At 53.1% G+C, this 23,647-nt stretch carries 23 protein-coding genes and 1 pseudogene; 15 read left to right on the top strand and 9 right to left on the bottom strand.

The features are described from left to right. The first annotated feature begins 6 nt into the window (after positions 1–6). Positions 7–930: a dihydrodipicolinate synthase family protein gene (locus RFN81_RS14075; protein ID WP_264496416.1), complete on the top strand. Its 924-nt coding sequence runs from the start codon at positions 7–9 to the stop codon at positions 928–930. Here RFN81_RS14075 and RFN81_RS14070 read toward each other — a convergent pair. After that, positions 914–2,011 (bottom strand): glutamine amidotransferase-related protein, encoded by a 1,098-nt coding sequence (locus RFN81_RS14070; protein ID WP_264496415.1) that lies wholly within the window; start codon positions 2,009–2,011, stop codon positions 914–916. The two genes, RFN81_RS14075 and RFN81_RS14070, sit on opposite strands and share 17 nt — an antisense overlap. A gap of 68 nt (positions 2,012–2,079) precedes the next feature. Here RFN81_RS14070 and RFN81_RS14065 point away from each other — a divergent pair. After that, positions 2,080–3,285, top strand: a pseudogene (locus RFN81_RS14065) (pyridoxal phosphate-dependent aminotransferase); the annotation flags it as partial. Between the two features lie 171 nt (positions 3,286–3,456). Here the strand turns inward: RFN81_RS14065 and codA are convergent. From codA to codB, 3 genes are read right to left on the bottom strand one after another with little or no spacing between them, the layout of a single operon-like run. Further along, a complete protein-coding gene (codA, locus tag RFN81_RS14060) occupies positions 3,457–4,701 on the bottom strand; it encodes a cytosine deaminase (protein WP_264496413.1) in 1,245 nt (414 codons plus the stop codon). Further along, complete coding sequence (locus tag RFN81_RS14055; RefSeq protein ID WP_264496412.1) at positions 4,698–5,933, bottom strand: PucR family transcriptional regulator; 1,236 nt, start codon at positions 5,931–5,933, stop codon at positions 4,698–4,700. Before RFN81_RS14055 ends, codA begins: the two co-directional genes overlap by 4 nt. A 2-nt stretch (positions 5,934–5,935) precedes the next feature. Continuing rightward, positions 5,936–7,198, bottom strand: coding sequence for a cytosine permease (gene codB, locus RFN81_RS14050; RefSeq protein WP_264496411.1), 1,263 nt, complete (start codon positions 7,196–7,198; stop codon positions 5,936–5,938). A 499-nt stretch (positions 7,199–7,697) separates the two neighbouring features. Between codB and nsrR the strand changes: the two genes are divergently transcribed. The 4 genes from nsrR (at position 7,698) to RFN81_RS14030 (ending at position 11,878) form a co-directional block, all read left to right on the top strand. After that, positions 7,698–8,123 carry a nitric oxide-sensing transcriptional repressor NsrR gene (gene nsrR, locus RFN81_RS14045; protein ID WP_264496410.1) on the top strand — a complete coding sequence of 142 codons (426 nt, stop codon included), beginning with the start codon at positions 7,698–7,700 and terminating at the stop codon, positions 8,121–8,123. Positions 8,124–8,164: 41 nt separating this feature from the next. Further along, complete coding sequence (rnr, locus tag RFN81_RS14040) at positions 8,165–10,621, top strand: ribonuclease R (RefSeq protein WP_264496409.1); 2,457 nt, start codon at positions 8,165–8,167, stop codon at positions 10,619–10,621. 95 nt (positions 10,622–10,716) lie between these two features. Further along, positions 10,717–11,454 (top strand): 23S rRNA (guanosine(2251)-2'-O)-methyltransferase RlmB, encoded by a 738-nt coding sequence (gene rlmB, locus RFN81_RS14035; protein ID WP_264496408.1) that lies wholly within the window; start codon positions 10,717–10,719, stop codon positions 11,452–11,454. Between the two features lie 25 nt (positions 11,455–11,479). Then, the gene (locus RFN81_RS14030; RefSeq protein WP_264496407.1) at positions 11,480–11,878 is read left to right on the top strand and encodes a DUF350 domain-containing protein; all 399 of its coding nucleotides are present in this window, start codon (positions 11,480–11,482) and stop codon (positions 11,876–11,878) included. Positions 11,879–11,969: 91 nt separating this feature from the next. On the opposite strand, the gene bsmA is transcribed toward RFN81_RS14030, so the two are convergent. Beyond that, positions 11,970–12,278 (bottom strand): biofilm peroxide resistance protein BsmA, encoded by a 309-nt coding sequence (bsmA, locus tag RFN81_RS14025; protein WP_264496406.1) that lies wholly within the window; start codon positions 12,276–12,278, stop codon positions 11,970–11,972. A 230-nt stretch (positions 12,279–12,508) separates the two neighbouring features. Continuing rightward, positions 12,509–14,467 (bottom strand): methyl-accepting chemotaxis protein, encoded by a 1,959-nt coding sequence (locus RFN81_RS14020; protein ID WP_264496405.1) that lies wholly within the window; start codon positions 14,465–14,467, stop codon positions 12,509–12,511. Positions 14,468–14,795: 328 nt separating this feature from the next. Here RFN81_RS14020 and yjfP point away from each other — a divergent pair, with 328 nt between their 5' ends. The 6 genes from yjfP to RFN81_RS13990 all read left to right on the top strand — a co-directional run bounded on the left by yjfP (position 14,796) and on the right by RFN81_RS13990 (position 17,664). Beyond that, a complete protein-coding gene (gene yjfP / locus RFN81_RS14015) occupies positions 14,796–15,548 on the top strand; it encodes an esterase (protein WP_264496404.1) in 753 nt (250 codons plus the stop codon). Between the two features lie 182 nt (positions 15,549–15,730). Then, positions 15,731–16,123: a 30S ribosomal protein S6 gene (gene rpsF / locus RFN81_RS14010; protein ID WP_264496403.1), complete on the top strand. Its 393-nt coding sequence runs from the start codon at positions 15,731–15,733 to the stop codon at positions 16,121–16,123. Between the two features lie 5 nt (positions 16,124–16,128). Further along, positions 16,129–16,449, top strand: coding sequence for a primosomal replication protein N (priB, locus tag RFN81_RS14005; RefSeq protein ID WP_264496402.1), 321 nt, complete (start codon positions 16,129–16,131; stop codon positions 16,447–16,449). Positions 16,450–16,453: 4 nt separating this feature from the next. Beyond that, on the top strand, positions 16,454–16,681 hold the full coding sequence (gene rpsR / locus RFN81_RS14000) for a 30S ribosomal protein S18 (RefSeq protein ID WP_005974788.1): 228 nt from the start codon (positions 16,454–16,456) through the stop codon (positions 16,679–16,681). 41 nt (positions 16,682–16,722) lie between these two features. Further along, positions 16,723–17,175: a 50S ribosomal protein L9 gene (gene rplI / locus RFN81_RS13995; protein ID WP_264496401.1), complete on the top strand. Its 453-nt coding sequence runs from the start codon at positions 16,723–16,725 to the stop codon at positions 17,173–17,175. 126 nt (positions 17,176–17,301) lie between these two features. Further along, on the top strand, positions 17,302–17,664 hold the full coding sequence (locus tag RFN81_RS13990) for a DUF488 domain-containing protein (protein ID WP_264496400.1): 363 nt from the start codon (positions 17,302–17,304) through the stop codon (positions 17,662–17,664). Between the two features lie 31 nt (positions 17,665–17,695). On the opposite strand, the gene RFN81_RS13985 is transcribed toward RFN81_RS13990, so the two are convergent. Continuing rightward, positions 17,696–18,400 carry a LysM-like peptidoglycan-binding domain-containing protein gene (locus tag RFN81_RS13985; RefSeq protein ID WP_264496399.1) on the bottom strand — a complete coding sequence of 235 codons (705 nt, stop codon included), beginning with the start codon at positions 18,398–18,400 and terminating at the stop codon, positions 17,696–17,698. A gap of 293 nt (positions 18,401–18,693) precedes the next feature. Here RFN81_RS13985 and fklB point away from each other — a divergent pair, with 293 nt between their 5' ends. Beyond that, positions 18,694–19,314, top strand: coding sequence for an FKBP-type peptidyl-prolyl cis-trans isomerase (gene fklB / locus RFN81_RS13980; RefSeq protein WP_264496398.1), 621 nt, complete (start codon positions 18,694–18,696; stop codon positions 19,312–19,314). A gap of 82 nt (positions 19,315–19,396) precedes the next feature. Here fklB and ytfE read toward each other — a convergent pair whose 3' ends face one another. Next, positions 19,397–20,062: an iron-sulfur cluster repair protein YtfE gene (gene ytfE, locus RFN81_RS13975; RefSeq protein ID WP_264496397.1), complete on the bottom strand. Its 666-nt coding sequence runs from the start codon at positions 20,060–20,062 to the stop codon at positions 19,397–19,399. Positions 20,063–20,165: 103 nt separating this feature from the next. Beyond that, positions 20,166–21,839, bottom strand: a complete 1,674-nt coding sequence (locus RFN81_RS13970; protein ID WP_264496396.1) for a thiamine pyrophosphate-binding protein — start codon at positions 21,837–21,839, stop codon at positions 20,166–20,168. Positions 21,840–22,245: 406 nt separating this feature from the next. On the opposite strand from RFN81_RS13970, the gene cysQ reads away from it, so the two are divergent. Continuing rightward, positions 22,246–22,986: a 3'(2'),5'-bisphosphate nucleotidase CysQ gene (gene cysQ, locus RFN81_RS13965; protein WP_264496395.1), complete on the top strand. Its 741-nt coding sequence runs from the start codon at positions 22,246–22,248 to the stop codon at positions 22,984–22,986. 411 nt (positions 22,987–23,397) lie between these two features. Continuing rightward, positions 23,398–23,604, top strand: coding sequence for a DUF1107 domain-containing protein (locus RFN81_RS13960; RefSeq protein WP_264498987.1), 207 nt, complete (start codon positions 23,398–23,400; stop codon positions 23,602–23,604). Positions 23,605–23,647 lie beyond the last annotated feature (43 nt).

Below are 23,647 nucleotides of genomic sequence, written 5' to 3'. Positions count from 1 at the left end.
AGAAAGATGAAAGATATCAATGAGTGCCGTGAACGCCTGCGGGGCATTTTCAATATCACCGTGACCCCATTTAACGCCAGCGGTGCGATCGACTTCCCGGCCCTGCGTGAAAACATTGAACGCGTGATTGGCTTAGGGTATGACGGCCTGCTGATTGGCGGCACCTACGGCGAGTTCCCAGTGATGACCGTCGAAGAGCGCCGCGAGCTGTTTCATGAAGTGATGGCCTGCGTGGATGACCGCGTGGCGGTGATGCTGTGCAGCGCCAGCGCCGACCCGCGCGATGCTCGCGAGCTGACCATTCTGGCAAGCGATCTGGGCGGCCTGCCGATGGTCACCGCGCCCTTTGTTAGCGAAATCACTGATGAGCAAATCGTCAGCTATTTCAAAGAGATGGCCCCATTATCCCAAACCGGCATCCTGGTGTATAACGCGCCGGGCATCGGTATTACGCTCTCCCCGGCGCTGCTGGAACGGCTGGCAGAGATCCCGAATGTGGTCGGCATCAAGCAGGGCGATCTCAACCCTACCGCCATCGACCAGATTGCCAACCGCCTGCGCGGGCGTCTGCGCCTGTTCTGTGCCTCGGATCTGGCGTTCCTTGGGCCGATGATGGCCGGGTTTGACGGCATCAGCACCACCAACAGCGGCGCGCTGCCGGAGTTGATCATCAATACTTTCCGCGCCGTGGAACAGGGCGATGCCGCTACTGCCCGCGATTTGCATCAGTTGTGGTACGACTACCGGGCGCTGGCACGCAAACACGGGCAACCGCAACTGGTGAAAGCGGCGATGGCGCTGCGTGGCTTTAACGGCGGTACCGTACGCGCCCCGTTAAAACCGATCGGCGACGCGGCGCTGGCAGAGTTAACCCGCGTGATGCAGGCGCTTGCCAGCGACCGTCGCAGCGGCGTTACGCTGGCGCGTTAAGCGCCGCCTGTAAAAACGCGACAAACAGCGGATGGGGCGCATCTGGGCGGGACATCAGTTCCGGATGCCCCTGAACCCCATGCCAGAACGGCAGGCCCGGCCGGGAAATGGCTTCCACGATATCGTCGGTTTGCGCACTCACCCTGACCCCGCTGGAATACAGCTCTGGCAGTAAGTCGGTGTTAAAGCAGTAGCGATGGTTGTAGTGCATTTCGCGGATATCGCCGGGGATAAGTCTGGAGGAAAAGGGGAAGACGCCACAGCGATGGCGGCCATCGGCAAAGGGAACAAAGCTGTGCAGGGCTGCATCCGGAGCGACTTCCGCTGGAATAGCCGATTCAAAACCCGGACGCTGGCGCACGGCGGCGGTCATCATGCTCTGCATGCCCAGGCACAGCCCCAGCGTAGGCTGACCGGTCGCGATCGTCTCTTCCGCCACGCGGATTTGCCCGTTGACGGCCGCCATCGAGGAACCACCCGGCAGCACCACGCCTTGGAAGCCGTGAACGTCACGCAACCCGGCGGACAGGCTGGCCGGTGCCAGGAAATGGACACTTAGGTTCAGCCCCAGCGACGTGGCGGCATCACCCAGTGAGCCGAGTGTGGCGGGATAGACCAGACGGTGGTCCGCCTCGCGGCCAATCAGCGCGATGCGCAAGGATGACCCGGTGGACGGCGGTGCTTTGGCATCCCAACGGCCATAGCGGTCGGCGCTGAGGTCCAACAAGGTCTGTTGCCCGTCGCTGAGCGTCAGACGGTGGTTGCTGTCGTCGCTGTAAAGTCGTTGGCCGGGCAGATCGGCAATAAGCGGCGCTTGTGAAGACGCCAGCACGATGACGGCGTCCGATTCAGGCAGGCTGGCGATATCGCGCACCTCTTCACGCAGCGTATCACTGCGCCAGAGGCCGCTGGTGACGCAATACCCCGCACGAATCACGTGCTGGTGACTGTCGGGGACATCCCCGGCGAAGTCGGGGCGAAGGCTCCAGAGGGGCAACCCAAGACGATTGGCCCACAGGCTGGCGGTAATGCCGTAGCGGGCGGGCACAGCGGTATTATCGAGAATAAAGATCGGTGACACGGCGAGTTTCCTGCTGATGCTGGGTGCCTAATTGTATTAATTGAATCATTAGATACAAAAGAGGATTTATGAATAACAGTCACATCGCCCGTCGGATGCAATCCGTACGCCCTTCACCGACAGCGGCAATTTCTGATCAGGTACGGACACTGGAAGCCGCAGGCAAGCAGGTCATCAACCTGGGCGAAGGGGAACTGGATTTTGCTACCCCGGCCCATATTAGCTATGCGGGCATTGAAGCTATCGTGCAGCACCAGACTAAGTATACCGCCGTTTCCGGCACCGCAGCGTTGAAGTCGGCCATTGCGGCCAAGTTCGCCCGCGACAACCAGTTGCACTATCGCCCGAATGAGATCATCGCTGGGAGTGGCGCCAAACAGCTTATTTTCAATGCCTTTCTGGCTACCCTGGACGCCGGGCAGCAGGTGATTATTCCCGCGCCCTACTGGGTCTCCTACCCCGATATGGTGCGGTTGGCCGATGGCGAACCGGTGATAGTGCCTTGTGATGAGCAAAACGGCTGGAAGCTGACGCCAGAACAACTGACCGCCGCGCTCACCCCATCAACGCGCTGGTTGATCCTGAACTCGCCGGGCAACCCGACCGGGGCAATCTACAGCGAGCAGGAGCTACGCGCACTGGCAACAGTATTGGCGGATTACCCACAGGTGCTGGTGCTGGCCGATGACATTTATGAGCCGCTGCGCTACGACAACACGCCGTTCACCACCTTTGCCCAGGCCGCGCCGCAGCTAGTCGCGCGCACCTTGACGGTGAATGGTGTCTCCAAAAGTCACGCCATGACCGGCTGGCGTCTGGGCTATGCGGGCGGCCCGCAATGGCTGATCGCCGCCATGCAGATCCTGCAATCGCAAAGCACTTCCAATCCCAGCAGCATTTCGCAGGCGGCAGCGGTCGCGGCCCTTAGCCATGCGGCGGATTTCTTCGACGGCTGGCTGCGCACGTTGGATAAACGCCGCCAGCAGGTGCTGGAAATGATTGCCGCCACCGATGGCCTGAGCGCCAGCACCCCGCAAGGGGCGTTTTATGTGTTTGCCAACTGCCAGAAGCTCATGGGGCGCGTGACGCCCACCGGCGAGACCCTTCTCGACGACAGCGGGCTGGCGAACTGGCTGTTGGAACAAACTCAGGTGGCTGTATTACACGGTTCCGCATTTGGGATGCCGGGCTATTTGCGTATCGCCTATGCGGTAGATGATGGGTTGCTGACGCAAGCCTGCCAGCGTATTTCTGAAGCTTGCTCCCTATTACGCGAAGAACGGTGTACACGACGTGAGGCGCGGCTGTCGGTATCGCCTGACAACGCGCAATAGGCTGGAGGCTGAGACCGGCGCTGACTCCGGAAATGACATGGGGAAAACGTGTTTTCCCCATGCTGGGAGGTCGATAAGCTCCCCACGGATTGACCAAGGGAGCAGCGGCATTTAGGCCGGATAATGCAACTGTTCCGGCGTGCGGCGTAGGATGACCTTACCGTGGCGAATCGATAGGCGGGCTTTGGCCTGACGGCGTATCACTTCATAATCGTTTTCTGCATCCAGTATCACCAGATTCGCCGGGCGACCGATGGCGATGCCGTATCCTTCGCCTAAGTTCATCGCTTTGGCGCTGTTATCCGTAACGAAATCCAGGCTGCGTTGCAGGTCCTCATAGCCCATCATGTGGCAGATATGCAGCCCGGCATCCAGTACGCGCAAAATGTTGCCATTGCCGAGTGGATACCATGGGTCTTTTATGGAATCTTGTCCGAAACAGACATTCATCCCCGCGCGATCGAGTTCAGCCACGCGCGTCACGCCGCGCCGTTTGGGGTACGAATCAAAGCGCCCTTGTAGATGGATGCTTTCCGTTGGGCAGGAAACGAAACTGATCCCCGACATTTTGAGCAGGCGGAAAAGCTTGTAGCAATACGCATCATCGTAAGACCCCATCGCGACCGTATGGCTGGCGGTGACCAAGTGCCCCATCTCGCGCACCCGCGCTTCTTCTGCTAACACTTCGAGAAAGCGGGATTGCGCATCGTCGGTTTCGTCACAGTGCACATCAACCAGACAGCCAGTGCGTTCTGCCAGATCCATCAGGAATTTGATAGAACTGACGCCCTGATCGCGGGTGTTCTCAAAATGGGGAATGCCGCCGACAACGTCAGCGCCCAGTTCGATCGCTTGCGTCATCAACTGGCGCCCGTTGGCAAAAGATTCAATGCCTTCCTGCGGGAACGCGACAATTTGTAAGTCGATCAGGTGGCGTGCTTCCTGCTTGACTTCCAGCATGGCGTGGAGAGCGGCCAGGCTGGCATCGGTGACATCAATGTGTGTGCGAACGTGCTGAATGCCGTGATCGCGCAGCATGCCAATGGTGGTGTGCGCTCGCCGTTTGGTGTCTTCATGCGTGATGGTGGCTTTACGCTGCCCCCAGCGTTCAATGCCTTCAAACAGCGTCCCACTCATATTCCATTCGGGTTCACCGGCGGTCAGCGTGGCATCCAAATGAATATGCGGTTCAACCAGCGGCGGAATGACTAACTGACGCTGGGCGTCGATCACATCGTCGCTTTCCTGCGCTATTACGGGTTCAGGCTGCGCGTCAATCGCCGTAATTAAGCCGTCATTGATGCTGATGGAGAAAAGCCCCGATTGGCGACGAAGCGCGGCATTAATAATTTTCATAAAAACTCCTGCTGTTGCGCATTAGACATGCGCCAGATAAGTAAGGCGACAGTCGCGTTGAGACGAAATTGAGGATCGCTTATTGACTGCCCTGATTGTTGTTCAATTCGCTGTAATCGGAGGTTGAGCGTGTTGCGGTGAATGCCCAGCCGTTCCGCGGCTTTAATGAGATTGCCATTTTCCTGCAATACCGCATCCAGCGTTTCCAGTAGCTGTGTTGGTTTTTTGCGGCGAGCCTCGAATAAATGCCCCAGAGTCTCTTTCATAAACTGTGTGACCAGATTTTGATCGGGAATCGCCGTGAGCAGTTTGAGCACGCCGAGTTCGTTATAATCACAGATACCTTTATCGGGGCGCATACTTTCGGCAACATCAAGCGCTCGGCGAGCCTCACTGAGTGCGGATCGATAGTGTGGCGCCGCGCTCACAATGGATGAGATACCGCTAAATAGCGTCAAGGGACGCAGTGGGGCGCCCAGTGCGGATTGCACGTTTTGCAGCCATTTTTTGCCGTGGTGAAACGGCATCGTGTCGTTAGGTAACAGGAGAATAAACATGTCGCCAAGCATCACCAGCGGCAGGGTATCGCCTAATTTTGCTAACTGCTCTTCCAGACGTTGCTGTACCAATTGTCGCGCTGACTGTAATTGCGCTTCGGCAGCGGTTGGGGGGTGAGTCTCAAATAGCGCCTTGATAGCGGAAAGACGCATCGCCACCACCCGGTGCGGGCGATCGAGCATTAACTGGAGGTGGCTGGCGCGCTGGCTGGCGATATCCAGACTAGGATAATCGCCAGTCAATAACTGCGATAAAATATCCCGTTGTGAACGTAATGTTGTTTCACGCTGGGCCAGCGCGATGCCAATGCGCTGAGTCACAATGATCATTTTGAGTAAATAGGGTTGTTCAATCAATGGAATACCGAGCCGGTCGGCTAATGTCACCACGGAGGGCGGAATGGCATGAATGAAAGGGCCGCCGGTTAAAATCACTAAACCGGCAATGCCGCTTTGATGGCCTTCTCGCACCAGTTGCAACAGATTGTTTTCATCTCTGGGATGGTTAATGCCGGTAACAAAAACCAGTTCGCCCCCCATCACCCAATCGGCAATGCCTTCATTCTCCGCAACGTAATACCAGCGTACCGGACGATGGAGGCGTTCTGCTCCTGACCGTAGCGTTAAGTCCTCCAGTCCGGGCAACGCAAGGATTTCACTCACGGTCAGGCTCATGGTTACTCTCCCTGAACGGCGACATTGGGTCGCATGCGTTTAGCGATCTCATAGAGCACGACATAGCTTGCCGCTGAAGCGGCGATCCCAACCAATGGAGCAATCCAAGGTGAAAAGTAGGCCAGTAGCGCGCCGATGGCATAGGCGCCGAGGCCTATGGTATTAAATCGGGGTAGGGCGGTGTGCTGTATCGCCGGATACGCGCCGCGATAGCGGAACCAGTAATCGGCCATGATCACCCCGCCAATTGGCGGAATAATGGAACCGAGCAAGATCAGAAAGGGGATCAGCATTTCATACATGCCGCCGATGGCCAATACGATCCCCGTCACCGCGCCTATCAATGTTAATGTACGGCGCCGTTTGCTACGCAGTAAATGACAAGCGGCAGCGGAGACGTTGTAAATGGTTGGCCCCTGGATCGTCCACAGGTTGAGGCACAGCATAATCACGGCGGCAATCGATAATCCTTGCAGCATCATGACGCCGACGATGTCCGCCTGCTTGTAAACGATCGCGCAATAGGCGCCCGCTATGATCATCAACCCATTGCCGCCAAGAAAGCTCAGGAAACTGGCGGAAACGGCGATGCGGCCGCTGCGCGCTAAACGCGTCCAGTTCGTGGCCTGCGTTGCGCCGCTGGCGAATGTGCCGAACACCATGGTAATCGCGGCGGAGAAGGTCATGGTTTGCGACGGTTCAATGGCCTTTAGCCCCTGCCAACCGCCGATGTCATGCGTGGCAATCCACATTGACACAATGAGTAAAACGAACATCAGCGGGACGGAGACGCGGGACAACACATCCAGGCCTTTGTAGCCGATCAACGCCGTGATGGAAAAGCCCAGCCCGAATAGAACCATCAGCGGGAGGGTGACACCGTCGGGTAAGTCCAGTAGTTTGACCAGCGAGATGGAAAGCGTTGCGGTGCCCCATGCATACCAACCTAGCTCGGCAAAACCCAGCAGAAAATCCGAGAGACGGCTACCTATTTCACCAAAGCAAAAGCGCCCCATTAGTACCGAGTTTAGACCGCTACGCGCGGCAATTAGCGCGAGTGACGCGGCATAGATCGCCAATAACAGGTTGCCTATAACCGCCACCCACAGCATATCGACGATGGTAAATGCAACGCCGATCTTCCCGCCAGCAAACATCGTACCGGTAAAAAAGGTAAAGCTGAATAAAACCATGGAGATAGACAGTAATCCTTTGCGCCCCTCTTTGGGAGCTTCACTGAGTGGGAACTCACCTTGCTCTGACATATGACTTTCCTCTGGAATAAAAATGGGCGTTTTGCTGAAAATAAAAAGTGATGAGATGGGGTATCTCAACGCCAGAAAACACCACTGGACGAGCAGTTAATAGCAATAACCGTGCCTGATTTTGTACCGAGTAAATCGATAAGTTACGTTGCAAAGGATACGTCGTTATATGTGCATGTTGCACAATTACGTTTGCACTAAAAACCATGCTGCACCATAAGTGTGCTAAGCATGGTGCAATGCACTAAAAGTGAGACGGGGGTGATGATGTCTTCATTATTATGCTGTGTTTGTTTAACGCCTTAATGCGGGGTAATAACTAAATCATTAGCCGCGGTGTTTAGGGCTGGTTTATTATCTGTTTGGTTTATACGCTATGAGTAGGGCATTTTGCTTTTTGAGCCAGTTTCAGGCAATTTGTCGTTCAGCGTTTTACCTTTATTTTTGGAGACGGTTTCAATCCGTCAAGCGATGATACCCAGAGGTATCCGAGGTTTATGTGCAGTTAACAAGTTTCACGGATTATGGCTTGCGGGCGCTGATTTACATGGCGTCATTGCCGAACGGGAAAATGACCAGCATTTCGGAAGTGACGGAAGTGTATGGCGTTTCCCGCAATCATATGGTCAAAATTATCAATCAACTTAGTCGTGCCGGGTTGGTTATGGCCGTGCGCGGCAAGAACGGCGGTATCCGCCTTGGTAAACCGGCGGAAACTATTCGCATCGGTGATGTCGTTCGCGAACTGGAACCGCTCACGTTGGTCAACTGTAACCATGACTTTTGCCACATTACGCCAGCCTGCCGTTTGAAGCCGGTGCTGCAAAAAGCGGTACAAAATTTCCTGTATGAGCTGGATCAATACACGCTGGCTGATATGGTCAAAGAAAATTCACCGCTCTATAAATTATTGTTGGTTGAATGAGTTTTGTTCAGCCTCCTGCTGATGACAACGGAGGAACCGCAATGTCACAAGATCCATTTCTGGAACGAGAAGCAGAAAAATACGAATCACCTATCCCCAGCCGCGAATATATTTTGGCGCACATCGCCAAGCGCGACACCCCAATTAGCCGAGAAGAATTAGCCGCCGATCTGCAACTTACCAGCGAGGAACATCTCGAAGCGCTGCGCCGCCGCCTGCGGGCTATGGAGCGCGACGGCCAACTTATTTTTACCCGCCGCCAGTGCTATGCGCTGCCGGAAAAACTCGACCTGCTGCGAGGAACGGTTATCGGCCACCGCGATGGTTATGGTTTTCTGCGCGTGGAAGGGCGTAAAGACGATCTTTACTTGTCCGCTGAAGAAATGAAGCGCGCAATTCACGGTGACGTGGTGTTGGCACAACCGCTGGGTGCCGATCGTAAAGGGCGTCGTGAAGCGCGCATTGTGCGCGTGCTTGAGCCGCGTACCGGCCAAATCGTCGGTCGTTATTTTGTCGATGCTGGCGTCGGGTTTGTCGTACCGGACGACAGCCGTTTGAGTTTCGATATTCTGATTCCGAAAGAAGAAATTAACGGCGCGCGTATGGGCTTCGTCGTGGTGGTTGAGTTGACGCAGCGCGCGACCCGCCGTACGAAGGCGGTCGGCAAAATTGTTGAGATCCTCGGTGACAATATGGGCACCGGGCTGGCGGTGGATATTGCCCTGCGCACCCATGATATTCCGCATACCTGGCCACCGAAAGTGGAAGAGCAGGTGAAAGATCTGTCCGAAACCGTGCCGGAATCCGCCAAGCAAGGTCGCGTCGATCTGCGTAAGTTGCCGCTGGTCACTATTGACGGCGAAGATGCCCGCGATTTCGATGACGCGGTGTACTGTGAACCGAAACGCGGCGGCGGCTGGCGCTTGTGGGTGGCGATAGCGGATGTGAGCTATTACGTTCGCCCCAATACGCCGCTAGACCATGAAGCGCGGGCGCGTGGCACCTCGGTGTATTTTCCGTCGCAGGTGGTACCGATGCTGCCTGAAGTATTATCCAACGGACTCTGTTCGCTCAATCCGCAGGTCGATCGCCTGTGTATGGTGTGTGAAATGACCGTTTCGGCGCAGGGGAAACTATCGTCTTATAAGTTTTATGAAGCCGTGATGAGTTCACATGCGCGCCTGACTTACACCAAAGTGTGGAATATTCTGCAAGGCGACGCTGAACTGCGCGAGCAGTATAAGCCGCTGGTGCGGGGGCTGGAAGAATTACACCGTATGTATAAGGTGTTGGAGCATGCGCGTGAACTGCGTGGTGGTATCGCCTTTGAAACCGACGAAGCGAAGTTTATTTTTAACGCCGAGCGTCGTATCGAGCGGGTCGAAGCCGTGGTGCGCAATGATGCGCACAAACTCATCGAAGAATGCATGATTCTGGCAAATATCTCTGCTGCGAAGTTCGTCGAGAAAAACCAGGAGCCCGCGTTATTCCGCGTACACGATCGGCCGAGTGAAGACCATGTATTAGCGTTGCGCAGCGTGCTAGGCGAGTTGGGGTTGACGCTAAAAGGCGGCATGAAACCACAGCCGAAAGATTATGCGGAATTGATGAATGAGGTGGCGGAACGCCCCGATCGAGAAATGCTGCAAACCATGCTGCTGCGTTCAATGAAGCAGGCAGTCTACGACCCGGAAAATCGCGGGCATTTCGGTCTGGCTTTGACGTCCTATGGCCATTTCACCTCGCCGATCCGCCGTTACCCTGATTTGTCGCTACATCGTGCGATTAAATATTTGTTGAGCGATCGCCAGGAGCGTTGGACGCCCACGGGCGGCTGGCATAGCGACATTAACGAGATGCTACAGTTAGGTATGCACTGTTCGATGACAGAACGTCGTGCCGATGAGGCCACGCGTGATGTCGCGGATTGGCTGAAGTGCGATTTTATGCAGGATCATGTGGGGGAAGTTTTTACCGGAATTATCGCCAGCGTAACGGGTTTTGGCTTCTTCGTGCGCCTGAAGGATCTGTTTATTGATGGATTAGTACACGTTTCCACGCTGGATAATGACTATTACCGCTACGATAACATTGGTCAGCGGTTGATTGGCGAATCACGCGGTCAGGTTTATCGCCTGGGTGATGAAGTGGAAATCCGTGTTGAGGCGGTGCATATGGATGAGCGCAACATCGATTTTGCGCTGATTTCCAGCAAACGTAAGGTGCGGGGAGAAGGAAAAACCGCCCGCGACCGCGCGAAGAAGCCGGAATTGCGTGAGGATAGGCCGAACCGTCGTCGCCGCAGCGCGGGTAAACCAGCGGCGAATTTTGAGCCCGATGCCGCGTTCCGTAAAGAGAGCGATCGCAAAGCAAAAGCGGAAAATCCCAAAGCCAAACCCAAAAAGAACCGCGACAAAAAGCAAACGAATGCCGATAAAACGCGGAAAATTGCTGCCGCAACTAAGGCAAAGCGCGCCAATAAAAAGTCCGCAGAGTAAAATGGGTGGCTCAACGTGCCGCGTGCAAATGCGGTGTGCCAGGGACATATCTACTAAACAGGCTCCGCCTGTAATGGTTAAGTTGAAAAGTATTAATGAGCGAAATTATTTACGGTATTCATGCAGTTAAGGCGTTGCTTGAGCGCGATCCGCAACGTTTTCAGGAAGTCTTCGTTCTCAAAGGACGCGACGATCGTCGCCTGCAACCGGTTATTGCCGCGCTGGAAGCACAAGGTATCGTTATTCAGGTGGCAAATCGCCAATGGCTGGATAAACAAGCTGAAGATGCGGTGCATCAGGGGATCGTGGCGAAGGTCAAAGAAGGGCGGAAATATCAGGAAAATGACTTGCCAGCGCTGTTAGATAAGCTGGATTCGCCGCCTTTTTTACTGATATTAGACGGCGTGACCGACCCACATAACTTGGGCGCCTGTCTGCGTAATGCGGATGGTGCGGGGGTACACGCGGTGATCGTGCCGCGCGATCGCTCTGCGCAACTCAATGCGACGGTAAAGAAAGTGGCCTGCGGCGCCGCAGAAACGGTTCCCGTGATTAGCGTGACCAATCTGGCGCGGACGATGCGCCAGTTGCAAGAGCGTAATATCTGGATCGTCGGAACGGCGGGGGAGGCGGATCATACGTTATATCAAAGTAAGCTCACCGGGCCGCTGGCGCTGGTGATGGGCGCGGAAGGGGATGGCATGCGCCGCCTGACGCGCGAGCACTGTGATGAATTAATCAGCATCCCAATGGCGGGCAGCGTGTCTTCGCTCAACGTGTCTGTAGCCACGGGCGTATGTTTGTTCGAAGCCGTCCGCCAGCGTGGCGGATGAACCCTTTATTCATTAAGAGGAATTTATGTTAATCATCAATGCCCTGCTAGCGTTTGCATCTTATTTTTTTATTGGGTTCGCCATGGTGTTGGCTTTTCTTTTCATTTACACCCGTGTGACGCCGCATGATGAATGGACGCTGATTAAAGAAAACAATGCGACGGCAGCCATTGGATTTGGTGGCGCGTTAATCGGTTATGTGATTCCACTTTCCAGTGCGGCGATTAATTCAGTGAGTCTGGTGGATTACATTACCTGGGGTGTGGTGGCGTTGGTGGTGCAATTACTGATCTATTTCGTGGTGCGTTTATATATGCCGCGTCTTAGCCAGCATATCCAGGATAACGATGTTGCCTCCGGCGCATTTCTCTGTGCCGCCTCGCTCAGTGGCGGGATGCTGAATGCGGCGTGTATGTCGTATTAATTTGCCGTTGTATGGCAATACCGGGAATCTGCCCGGTATTTTTTCGTCCGCTACCCTCGCCAACCATGTTTTGACAACCAGTCTCGCTGATTCAGCGGTACAGCACCGCGCGCGCGAACCACATACCGGGGAATCTTGTGGCCTCAGATTTGCGTGTAATCACATAATAGTGTGCGCCGGAGGCATCGGCTTTCTGTTGAAGGGCGCGATCGACATCATCTGCGTTTCCGCGCATGCTCACAGAAATCGCCCCTATTTTTTCTAATTGGCCGGTTTGCGCGTAGCGAATTTCAAGCGCTTTCTCCGCGGGCGGCGGTGCCGCTACAGGCTTACCTTGTATGATTTGGCAGCCGGACAGCACCAGTATTAAGGGTAAGAAAAGTATCCGTACGATGTTCATCGTTTCAGCCCGACAGGAGTAGATAGCGGGAGTGTAGCGCTATCATCAGGCTGATGGCACGCTCTTTAACAGGGAAAACTTACAGGCGGGCACGGCGACGTGACCAGCGTGAAATCGTCGCCTTTGAAGACTTTTACCAGATTGCCGCTGTGATTTTATCCGCCTTTATCCGATGGAACAGCGTCGCCATACAAATATAGATACTTTACTGATGGTTAACTTACTGATGATTAAATACGGAATACGCCAACCAGTTCGCTGAGATGGTGGCCTTTTTGACGCAGATTTTGCGCCGTGTTTTCCGAGTTGTTGACCAGAAGCGTGTTTTCCTGCGTGGCTTGACTAATCTGCACCATCGCGGTGTTCACCTGATCGATACCGGCGGACTGTTCACGCGAGGCGATATCAATATCGTTAACGATGGTGCTGACCTGCAAGATGCGGTTGCGCACGTCGTCCATGACCGCCTGCGTCTTCTCTGAGAAATGGTATCCCGCTTCGATTTTTTCCAGTGATTCATTAATTAGGGTTTCAATTTCTTTTACCGCGGTCGCGCTGCGTTGCGCCAGCGCGCGGACTTCGGCGGCAACCACGGCAAAGCCTCTGCCGTGTTCACCCGCACGCGCCGCTTCAACCGCCGCATTCAGCGCTAATATGTTGGTCTGAAAGGCGATAGATTCGATCACGGTTGTGATATCGGCAATACGTTGCGATGAGTTTTTAATGTCGCTCATGGTGGAAACAGAATCGGTGACGGTCTGGCTACCATTACGTGCCGCCATCGCGCTCTGCTCCGCCAATGCCTTGGCGGCAGAGACGTTATCGGCGTTTTGTTTCACACTGGCAGAAAGCTGCTCCATGCTAGCGGAAGTCTCTTCGACGCTACTGGCCTGACGAGCAATCTGCCCGCTGATATTTTCGCTATCGGCCGCCAGTGCATCGGTGCTGGCACTGATTTCTTCGGACGCGGATCTCACCTGCGATACGATCGTCGTAAGCCCCTGACCGATACCATTCATCGCATTAATCAGTCGGCCCACTTCGTCGGTACGGTCAGTAGACAGCGTTGCCGTCAGATTCCCCGCAGAGAATTGTTCCGCCACCCTGACAATTTTTTCCAGTGGTTGGCTCAGCCATTTGCGCGTCAGCGTGAAAAAGAACGCGGCGAAAAGCACGACCAAAATGATCCCGCCCGCTAAGAATAGATTGCGGGTATGGTTAACCGCCGACAGCAGGCTATTTTTGCTGATCGTACCGACAATCACCCAGTTCCACTGCGGAATGCTGCGATAAACCATTACCTGTGTTCGTTGTGTTTCTGGTAAGGCATTGTCGTCATATTCCAGCGTACCGCTGGCGGTAGTCAGCACCTGTTCCAGCGCCCCCTCAGACCAATTGGGCTGCTGATTAACGAGAGCCTTCTTATTCAGCGTGTCGTTATGAAATAGATAACGACCTCTTTCTTCCCCCGGCTTGCTGCTAATGACGAAGAAGTGGCCGTTTTCACCGATTTTCTTTGCCAAAATTCGCTGCTGCATAAGGGTGAACTGCTTAGTGATATCGACACCGACGAACATAATGCCGATAACCGTATTATTGCTATCACGTATCGGCTGATATTGCGTGATGTACTGCTTGCCGAATAGCGTCGCCAACCCGCTATAGGTCTGACCTTTTATCATGAGCGCGTAGGCCGGGCTTGCGCGATCGAGTTGGGTTCCCAACGCGCGTGTTCCATCCTCTTTTCTCAGCGAGGTCGTAATACGCGTGAAATCATCGCCATCTCGCACAAAAATCGTTGAAAGTGCCTGGGTACGGCTCAGGAAGTCATCCGGCACGATGGTGTTGAGGTTTAATACCGTGTCGCCCGCTTTAAGCGTTGGGTGCGAGGTTTGGTCGAAAGGCGTGCGGTTAACGGTATCCAGATAAAACCGTGTCGGCAGAAAACTCGCCATTAACCGCGTATAATTACTGACCTCTGCCTGTAACCCGGTGTCGTACATGTTAACCATATCGGCAACCCCACTCACCTGACTCTGCATGTCGTTGAGCGTGAGGGTGTTGAGTTGATGACCGGCGGAACGGGTGAGAGATAAGGTGAATGCAATAAAAAGTATCGCCACACTGAGCGAAGCGATGATGGACAGTTTTATACCCAGACCCCAGTGTTTAAAAGATAATCCCAACATTCACGTGTCTCTTATAATAAGGTTGTTTTTAGCCCCTATCCCATTAGGGCTATTTTGCTTGCCATTTTGGCCCAGGGCCGTGCTCGAAATCCTTACGTACTCCGTGTACGCTCCGGTTTCTGCGCGCTGTCCGTGACCAAACTGACTGCGCCAATGACGCCTACTGGGATCGGCTCTTAGTCTCGCTTTACATGCTTTAACGGCAGTGAATGGAAAAAACTTAACCACGGAGTGTAAATATCCATTACGCGAATGGGGTTCGCCTCTCGGTGTTATTTATAGTCACTTGTCGCGTCATCGGGTTAATGATCGGGGGAAGGAGAGCCATATGGTTGAAATGTTAGTGGAAACACTCGACAGCGGCATTGATGTGATTCATGCGGTGCCAGCGGGATGCAGAAAGCATGCTCTGCCGACGATTTTTTTCTTTCATGGGTATTGCTCATCAAAAGAAGTGTATTCGTATTTCGGTTATGCGTTGGCAGAGGCAGGGTTCAGGGTAATTTTGCCCGATGCCGCGATGCACGGCGCGCGTTATAACGGCGATGAAGCGCAACGGTTGCGCCATTTCTGGGATATCCTGCAAACTAACATTGAGGAACTTCCTGGCTATGTAGCGGAGTATCGCCAGCGTGGCCTAATCGACGGCGAACGCATTGGTGTTTGCGGCGCGTCGCTAGGAGGTATGAGTACCCTCGGGTGCATGGCCCGCTACCCGTGGATTACTGCGGCCGCGGCGTTTATGGGGTCTGGCTATTTTTCTACTTTATCGTCCGTGCTGTTTCCTCCGGTGCTGGCCGATAGCGAAAAAAATCAGGCCGTATTGCAGGCGCTGGCGGCCAAACTGGCAGATTATGATGTCAGCACGCGTCTGGATGCGCTGGCTAATAGGCCGCTACTGGTGTGGCATGGCGACGCCGATGACGTGGTGCCGGCGACAGAAAGCGTTCGTCTTTATCAGGATTTACAGGTGCGAGATAAATTAACCAACCTGACTTATCTGATCGAACCGGGTGTGGGGCACCGTATTACACCGACGGCGCTTCGGGCTGGCGCTGATTTTTTCCAGCGGGCGCTGTAATGTCGGCCCCATTGTATGCATCACGCCGTGTTGAAAAATGCATAGGCTTCTTCCTTGTGTTCTTTCCGGTCGGGCACTATACTGACGCGTCATTTTTTCAGCCGCACACATACACGTTCCTTGCCTCCACGGGCCGCGGTTGACCCAGACAGGAGGCTGAATAATCCGTAAGGAGCAATTCGATGCGTCATTACGAAATCGTATTTATGGTTCATCCTGACCAGAGCGAACAGGTTCCTGGCATGATCGAGCGCTATACTGCTGCTATTACTGGCGCGCAGGGCACGATCCATCGTCTGGAAGACTGGGGCCGTCGTCAGTTGGCTTACCCGATCAACAAACTGCATAAAGCACATTATGTTCTGATGAACGTTGAAGCGCCGCAGGATGTGATCGATGAGCTGGAAACAAACTTCCGCTTTAACGATGCCGTTATCCGCAGCATGGTTATGCGCGTTAAGCACGCGGTAACCGAAGCATCTCCAATGGTGAAAGCGAAAGACGAACGCCGTGAGCGTCGTGAAGATTTCGCTGAAGCTGGCGATGATGTGGATGCAGGGGATTCTGAAGAGTAATTGCTGTGGTGACGGCGAATCGTCTGGTGTTGTCCGGCAGCGTATGCAAGACGCCCACGCGTAGAGTCAGTCCGTCAGGCATTCCTCACTGTCAGTTTGTGCTTGAGCACCGCTCGACGCGCGAGGAAGCTGGATTAAATCGGCAAGCATGGTGTCGTATGCCCGTGGTTGTCAGCGGATTTTCGTCACAAGCAGTTACCCACAGTATAACGGTCGGCACGCAACTTACCGTGCACGGGTTCATTAGTTGCCATCAAGGGCGCAATGGTCTGAGCAAGATAGTGTTACATGCCGAGCAGATTGAATTGATAGATTCTGGAGACTAGCCATATGGCACGTTATTTCCGTCGTCGCAAATTCTGCCGTTTCACCGCGGAAGGCGTTGTAGAGATTGATTATAAAGATATCGCTACGCTGAAAAATTATATTACTGAAAGCGGCAAGATTGTTCCGAGCCGTATCACCGGTACTCGTGCAAAATACCAGCGTCAGCTGGCCCGCGCTATCAAGCGTGCGCGTTACTTGTCTTTGTTGCCGTACACTGACCGTCATCAGTAATCGGCCACTGTCCATTAACGAGACTTTGAGAGGATAAAGTAATGCAAGTTATTCTGCTTGATAAAGTAGCAAACCTGGGCAGCCTGGGTGATCAGGTAAACGTTAAAGCGGGCTATGCTCGTAACTTCTTGGTTCCGCAGGGCAAAGCTGTGCCAGCAACCAAGAAAAACGTTGAGTTCTTTGAAGCACGCCGTGCTGAACTGGAAGCCAAATTGGCCGACGTTCTGGCTGCTGCCGAAGCGCGCGCTGCCAAGATCAAAGAACTGGGTAGCGTTACCATCGCGTCCAAAGCAGGCGACGAAGGTAAACTGTTTGGTTCCATCGGTACTCGCGATATCGCTGATGCGGTAACGGCTGCTGGTGTTGACGTTGCGAAGAGCGAAGTTCGCTTGCCGAACGGCGTTCTGCGTACTCTGGGTGAGCACATTGTGAGCTTCCAGGTACACAGCGATGTATTTGCTGAACTGAATGTGATTGTTGTTGCTGAAGCGTAATTCGCGTTTATCGTTGAATTCATGCTTTAGTTAACGAGTAAAACGCTGGCCTTTGTGCCAGCGTTTTGCATTTGTGGGGCAGGGAAATGCTCTATCATGATCGTCATATCTTAAAATGGAGGCCGCATGTCTGACTTAATCCATCTTGTGCGTGTCTATGACGCGCACGCGCCTTTTGCTTCACCCGCTTTTCTCGTTGATCGCCTGTGGCCACGTGGTATAAGCAAAGCGCGTCTGGAGGGCGTTGAGTGGTTGAAGGACATTGCGCCGAGCAACGAATTACGACAATGGTTCCATGCTGATCCTCACCGCTGGGAAGCATTTGTGGAGTATTATCGTCACGAGCTGGCGCAAGGAACGGCGTGCGACAGGCTGTTGACGTTACTGAAACAGGATACGGCAATTACGCTGCTTTATGGTAGTAAAGACGCACAGCATAATCATGCAATTGTTCTGAGAGATTTTTTATTGGCGCAACGGACCTTTTAGGCCCTATCCCATTAGGGCTATGGATAGGCTCTTAGTCTGAGCGGGTGAATGAGCCATCAGCGCTACGCGTGAAACGGATTGTTTGATTCGCCGTGGTTTCAATTTCCAGTGTAGCAACCATCCCTTGTGCATTTAACCGCAATTTAACTTCCTGACCCGCCCGTAAATTGCTTAGCGGCTTATCCCGCCCCTCTACCTGCGCCATAGCGAACACATCGCTAACAGGTAGGTTATTATCGCGGAAAAGCTGAGCTAATGTTTGTCCCGAGGCGATCTCATAGTGGCGCCATGGCATCGATGATGGTGCTGGCGATGCGGCAACCGTAGACGGCTGTGATATTGACGGCGAGTTTTCAATAATAACTGCCTGCATGGCAGCCTGGTTATCCGCCGAAGTCAGCGGTACCGGTGTTGATGGGGCGAGTTGTGGCTGCGGCACACTATAAGGCCAGAGCAAGACGACCAGCAGCAGGGCTATAGCGATTAAAATCCAACGGCGGTGGAGAAGGGGGAGCGGTTCCATCCAATGATAATTGTCGGGCTGATGCCAGATTTTTTGCAAGATCGCGCTCAGGCGCTTATGCAGCGGAGGATTTAGGGTTTGATCCTTATCTTTCGCGTCACGATCAACGGCTACTGTAGATGAGGATGGCCGCAGGAGGATTTGCTGGCAGAAACGTGCTAGCGTTTGATAATCCCAGGTGGTTTTCCGCTTCCTGGGCGCAATTCTGCCCATGGTGACCTCTCTTACGACAATTCAGTATGATAATACGATTCAGTTTAAAAACGGCGTCAACATAACAGCATCAGGACAACCACCTAGTCCAGTATACCGATAATCTGCATACACTGACCAGTTAACAAATTGATATCCAGGTCAGGCGGCGTAACACTTTCAGTATAGGTTAACTTCTCACTATAACCTGCCTGATGTGAGGTTTGCGTGATGATCTGCACACAAGATTTTACCCCAAACCCGGTCACTGCTATGCTGCGGATTCAATTTTTTATAGATGAAAAGGAACATGCATGACAACCCCTTCTTTTGACAGCGTCGAAGCGCAGGCAAGCTACGGTATCGGCTTACAAGTGGGCCAACAGTTACAGGAATCAGGTCTTGAAGGTCTGCTCCCGGAAGCCCTGCTTGCAGGTCTACGCGATGCGCTGGAAGGTAATGCACCTGCGGTGCCGGTGGATGTAGTGCATCGTGCGCTGCGTGAAGTTCATGAACGTGCCGATGCGGTACGTCGTGAACGTCAACAGGCGCTGGCAGTAGAAGGTCAGCAGTTTCTGGCCGATAACGCGCAGAAAGAGGGGGTGAACAGTACTGAATCCGGTCTGCAATTCCGCGTGTTGACTCAGGGGGAGGGGGCGATCCCCGCGCGTCAGGATCGTGTTCGAGTTCACTACACTGGCCGACTGATCGATGGTAGCGTGTTTGACAGCTCTGTACAGCGTGGACAACCGGCTGAATTCCCGGTAAGTGGCGTAATACCAGGTTGGATCGAGGCATTGACGCTGATGCCAGTAGGGTCAAAATGGGAGCTCTACATTCCCCATGATCTGGCGTATGGAGAACGTGGCGCAGGCGCTTCTATTCCGCCGTTTAGCGCGCTGATTTTTGAAGTGGAACTGCTGGAAATTCTGTAATCTCCAGACAAAAGAAAGGCGCTCATTGAGCGCCTTTCTTGTTTCTACTGCAAGGGTTCTACTGCTTTTTATTTAAACGACATTACTCGCCGCGTAACGCGCGTGGAAACAGCAAATTGTTCTCTAGATGGATGTGCTCCATCAGATCGGTAATGAATTCGTTGATACCCGCGTACAGCGCACGCCAGGTATTGCAGGCATACTCAGGCGCTACGACGTCATTGGTCAGCGTTTTGACCGCGTCTACCTCACGCCCCGTGTCATCGTGCTCATGCTCCATTACTGAGATTGGCGCGGCGGCATTTACGCCCATCCCTTGTTTGATCATCGGGAAGAGGATTCTCTCTTCTTTCATCATATGCTGAGATAGTTCGTTATAGATGGCAGTCAACCGTGTTGTCAGACCGTGCGGACAGTCTGCTTTATCGCGATGCACTCGCTCGACTTTTTCTGCCATCAGGATGAGCTCAGGCAGTTGTTCACGATGGCGGTCGTGAAAGCGGGGAATGATGTAGTCGATGATGTCGGCCAATGGCGCTTCGCGCCAGTCTCGTAAATCTGAAGGTTCTGTCGCTAATTTTTCTAACTGTGCTTCCAGCTCATCGATATTCAGTTCTTTTTTGCCAGCGGCGCGGCTTAACGTTTGCTTCCCACCGCAACAGAAATCCAGATTAAGTTCACGAAAGAGTTTGGTTGCGCGCGGAATCGCGACGGCCAATTCACCTAGAGATTGATCGCGGTATGCCATGATAATGCCTCTCAACGAATGCTATTTATAAGGTGTATATTAAATACATCTTTATTCGTTGAACATACCGCTTACGAGGTAAGCGGTATAACATTATGTCGTGCTAGCTCATGCTATTGCGGGTTTCAAGTGATTGAGTGATAGTTTGCAAGAGCGGGGGAATATCCATTTTCGGCAGTACGACTTCAATAAATGCCAGGCAAGATTCTGAATTGATTTGCTCAAGCAGTTGCGCGAGGGCTTGTGATGAGCGCGCCTGCTTGCAGAGTATCTCATTTTCGTTCGCACCTAACGCAGAGGGGAGCCGCGTCCAGTTCCAAAGGGCAATATCGTTATAGCGCTGGTCTGCGCCGTGAATAGCGCGTTCAACGGTATACCCCTCGTTATTCAGCACCAAAATAACCATCTTCAAACGATCACGGATGATAGAACCGAGTTCTTGTGCGGAAAGTTGAAATGAGCCATCGCCGATCAACAGTACTACGCGTCGCGCTGGTTCGGCTGTCTGGGCGCCAAACGCGGCGGGCAAAGAATAACCTATCGACCCCCATAGTGATTGCACGATGAAATGACAGTCCTCTGGAAGGCGTAGCGTAGCCGCGCCAAAACACGAAGTCCCTTGGTCAGTCACCAGGGTATCTCCAGGGCGGAGAAAATGCTGTATCTGTTGCCAAAATTCGCGTTGGCTGAGCGCGCTTTCCGGTGCCGATTTTGATTGCGGTAAAGCCGGTGACGTAATCGCGTTGTGGTTCCAATGGGCAGAGAGTGTTTCAGTAATTTTTTCCAGTGTGGCGATGGCGTCTGACATCGGAATGGAGGGAAATACCTGATTTCCTACTCGGGACAATGTTGGCTGAATATCGATGTTCTTTTCGCGTGGGATCCGGTGACTGAAACCCGTAGTAATTGTATCGATATAGCGGACGCCGATGCTAATGATGGTATCCGCATTCTCGATGTACGCGCGTAGTGTTTCGTGGCTACCGCCACCTGAATAGGTCCCGGTAAAGCAACGATTTTGTTCGTTTAGCATGCCTTTACCCATCAACAAGGTCGCATGCGGGAGCGGTATTTTATCAAGCCAGCGTTGGATTTGCTCCGTAACGTTATAGCGTTCGGCTAGAAAATCGGCGAGCAACGACACCGATTTCGCTTTACCTAACATTTCGGCGGCTGCGGTGGCAAAGGCGAGTAAAGCGCCATCAGATCGGGGTAGTTGAGGAAGAATGAAGGGATACGGACGTGTACTGACGGGGGCCGCCGCGACGTCCAATGGTAGAAATAAGTACACGGGTTTGCGCTGAGAAAGTGCTTCTCCCACAACCCTATCGATCTCTGCCGCCGCGTTCTCGGCGGTAAGGCGCGCCTGTGCTACAGTGACCTCAGCCGCCATTCGGAAAAAATGGCCGAAGTCGCCATCGCCAAGTGTGTGATGGAGTAACTCTGCGTTATGCTGTGATCTCAGGCTGGGTACAACGGCGATGTGAATGACAGGCACGTATTCCGCGTAGCTGCCAGCCATGCCGTTAATGGCGCTGAGTTCGCCAACGCCGAAGGTGGTTAACAGCGCCGCCGCCGGGCGACATCGCGCATAGCCATCGGCAGCATAAGCGGCGTTTAATTCATTCGCGCAGCCTACCCAGGTGATTTTAGGGTGGCTAATAACATGATCGAGAAAATGCAGGTTGTAATCGCCGGGTACGCCGAAGAGGTGCTCAATACCACTCTGCGTAAGCCGATCCAGTAAATAATCTCCTACGGTATAGTTTTCGTTCATTATTGATTCCCTTTTGAAATGACGAATATCTCAGGGAAAGTATTAACGATAAGATGAATATTTCTAATATTTATTCCCTATGGTTATCCTGTTATTCGGTTATTTATGCTCTTATATAAAGATAAAATATTAAGCTTATTAATGTATGTAACGCTAACATCTGTGAATACAATGATAAGCGCGGCGGTGTTAGGGTTGTGAGTTGCCAGATATCGGGGCTTGTATCGGGTTGTCGGTACGCACCACATCAATGTTATCGATTGGTGTATTCTTGTGGTAATCGACATTTATATATTGCTGTGTGGGTTGAAGATGATGTCGATAATCGTAGATGACGTCACTGCGGCATCATGAATGACAGAAATGAAATTTACGTTACGCGTAACCGAGAACAACGAGGTTGATTATGTTAGATACGGTTTGCCAACTGGCTCGCGATGCCGGTGCTGCCATTATGCAGGTTTATGAGGGGCAACGTCCTGTGGACATTGTGCGCAAAAAAGATGATTCGCCCGTGACCGCCGCCGATCTTGCAGCGCATCGGGTTATTAAAGCGGGGCTGGCCGCGGCGTTCCCTGATATTCCGTTGCTATCGGAAGAAGATCCGCCTGAGTGGGAAACCCGCCGATACTGGCAGCGTTATTGGCTGGTTGATCCGCTGGACGGTACTAAAGAGTTCCTCAGCCGCAATGGTGAATTCACGGTGAATATTGCGCTGATCGAGAACGGTCAGGCCGTGCTGGGCGTGGTATATGTGCCGGTCACGGGCGTGATGTATTCGGCGGCAGACGGTAAGGCCTGGAAGGAGGAGGAGGGGCAGCGCCGACAAATTACGGTGAAGCAAGCTTTACCGCCGCTGGTCGTTGTCAGCCGCTCGCATGCCGATCGGGAACTCAAAGACTATCTTAGCCAATTGGGCGAGCACCAAACGGTGGCGATTGGTTCATCGCTGAAATTTTGCCTGGTGGCTGAGGGCAAAGCGCAGCTTTACCCCCGATTCGGGCCGACGAACATTTGGGATACGGCGGCGGGGCATGCGGTGGCGGTGGCGGCTGGGGCGCAGATCCACGATTGGCAGGGGCAACCATTGTCTTACACACCGCGCGAATCCTTTCTCAATCCCGGTTTTCGTGTCGCATTATTTTAATCCCCTTTGACTCCCGCGAACGGGTGCGGCAGGAAATACCTGCTGCATTGTCTCCTTCTTGCCGCTCTCAAACGGCTTACCGCGTGTCGTCGTTTGGTCATAATCGTATGGTAGGTTTGTCGCCCGTAGTGTGCAGGCTCGGTACGTGGTGCGTTTTTACTCATCAGTAACGAGATTTGTCGTTGAAGACACAAAACCTTTATCTTTGAAGGTTTATACTGGTAATTGAGATTTTATATAAACCCCTCGCTGTAAAAATGTGTAAGAACAGTTAAAAATACTGTATGGCGGGGAACTAAACACGATTCTACAGCACTAATTAGTCGTATCCGTTATCTCATTACGTGCTCCAGAATCTTAGCCATATTGGTGAAACGGAGCGCGCGGAACATAAAACGGGAGAGTAAAATGATGAGGATCTTCGAACGTTACAATCCTTTTAAAGTCGCTAAGTATGTGAAAACTCTGTTTCGTGGGCGGCTATATATAAAAGGGATTGGCGCTTTTGAATTTGATCACGGCAAAATTCTGTTGCCCAAGAAACAGGATAAACAGCATCTTTCGGTAATGTCTGAAGTCAATCGTCAGGTAATCCGGCTTCAGGCCGAGATGGGATGATTAACATAGGGGGCAGCCGTTCTTGTGAACTGCGCCCTATCTC

The organism is Pectobacterium cacticida, assembly GCF_036885195.1.
Taxonomy (GTDB): Bacteria; Pseudomonadota; Gammaproteobacteria; order Enterobacterales; family Enterobacteriaceae; genus Pectobacterium; species Pectobacterium cacticida.
Note: the sequence above shows the minus strand (reverse complement) of the source record. Positions and strands in the feature narration are given on the sequence as shown.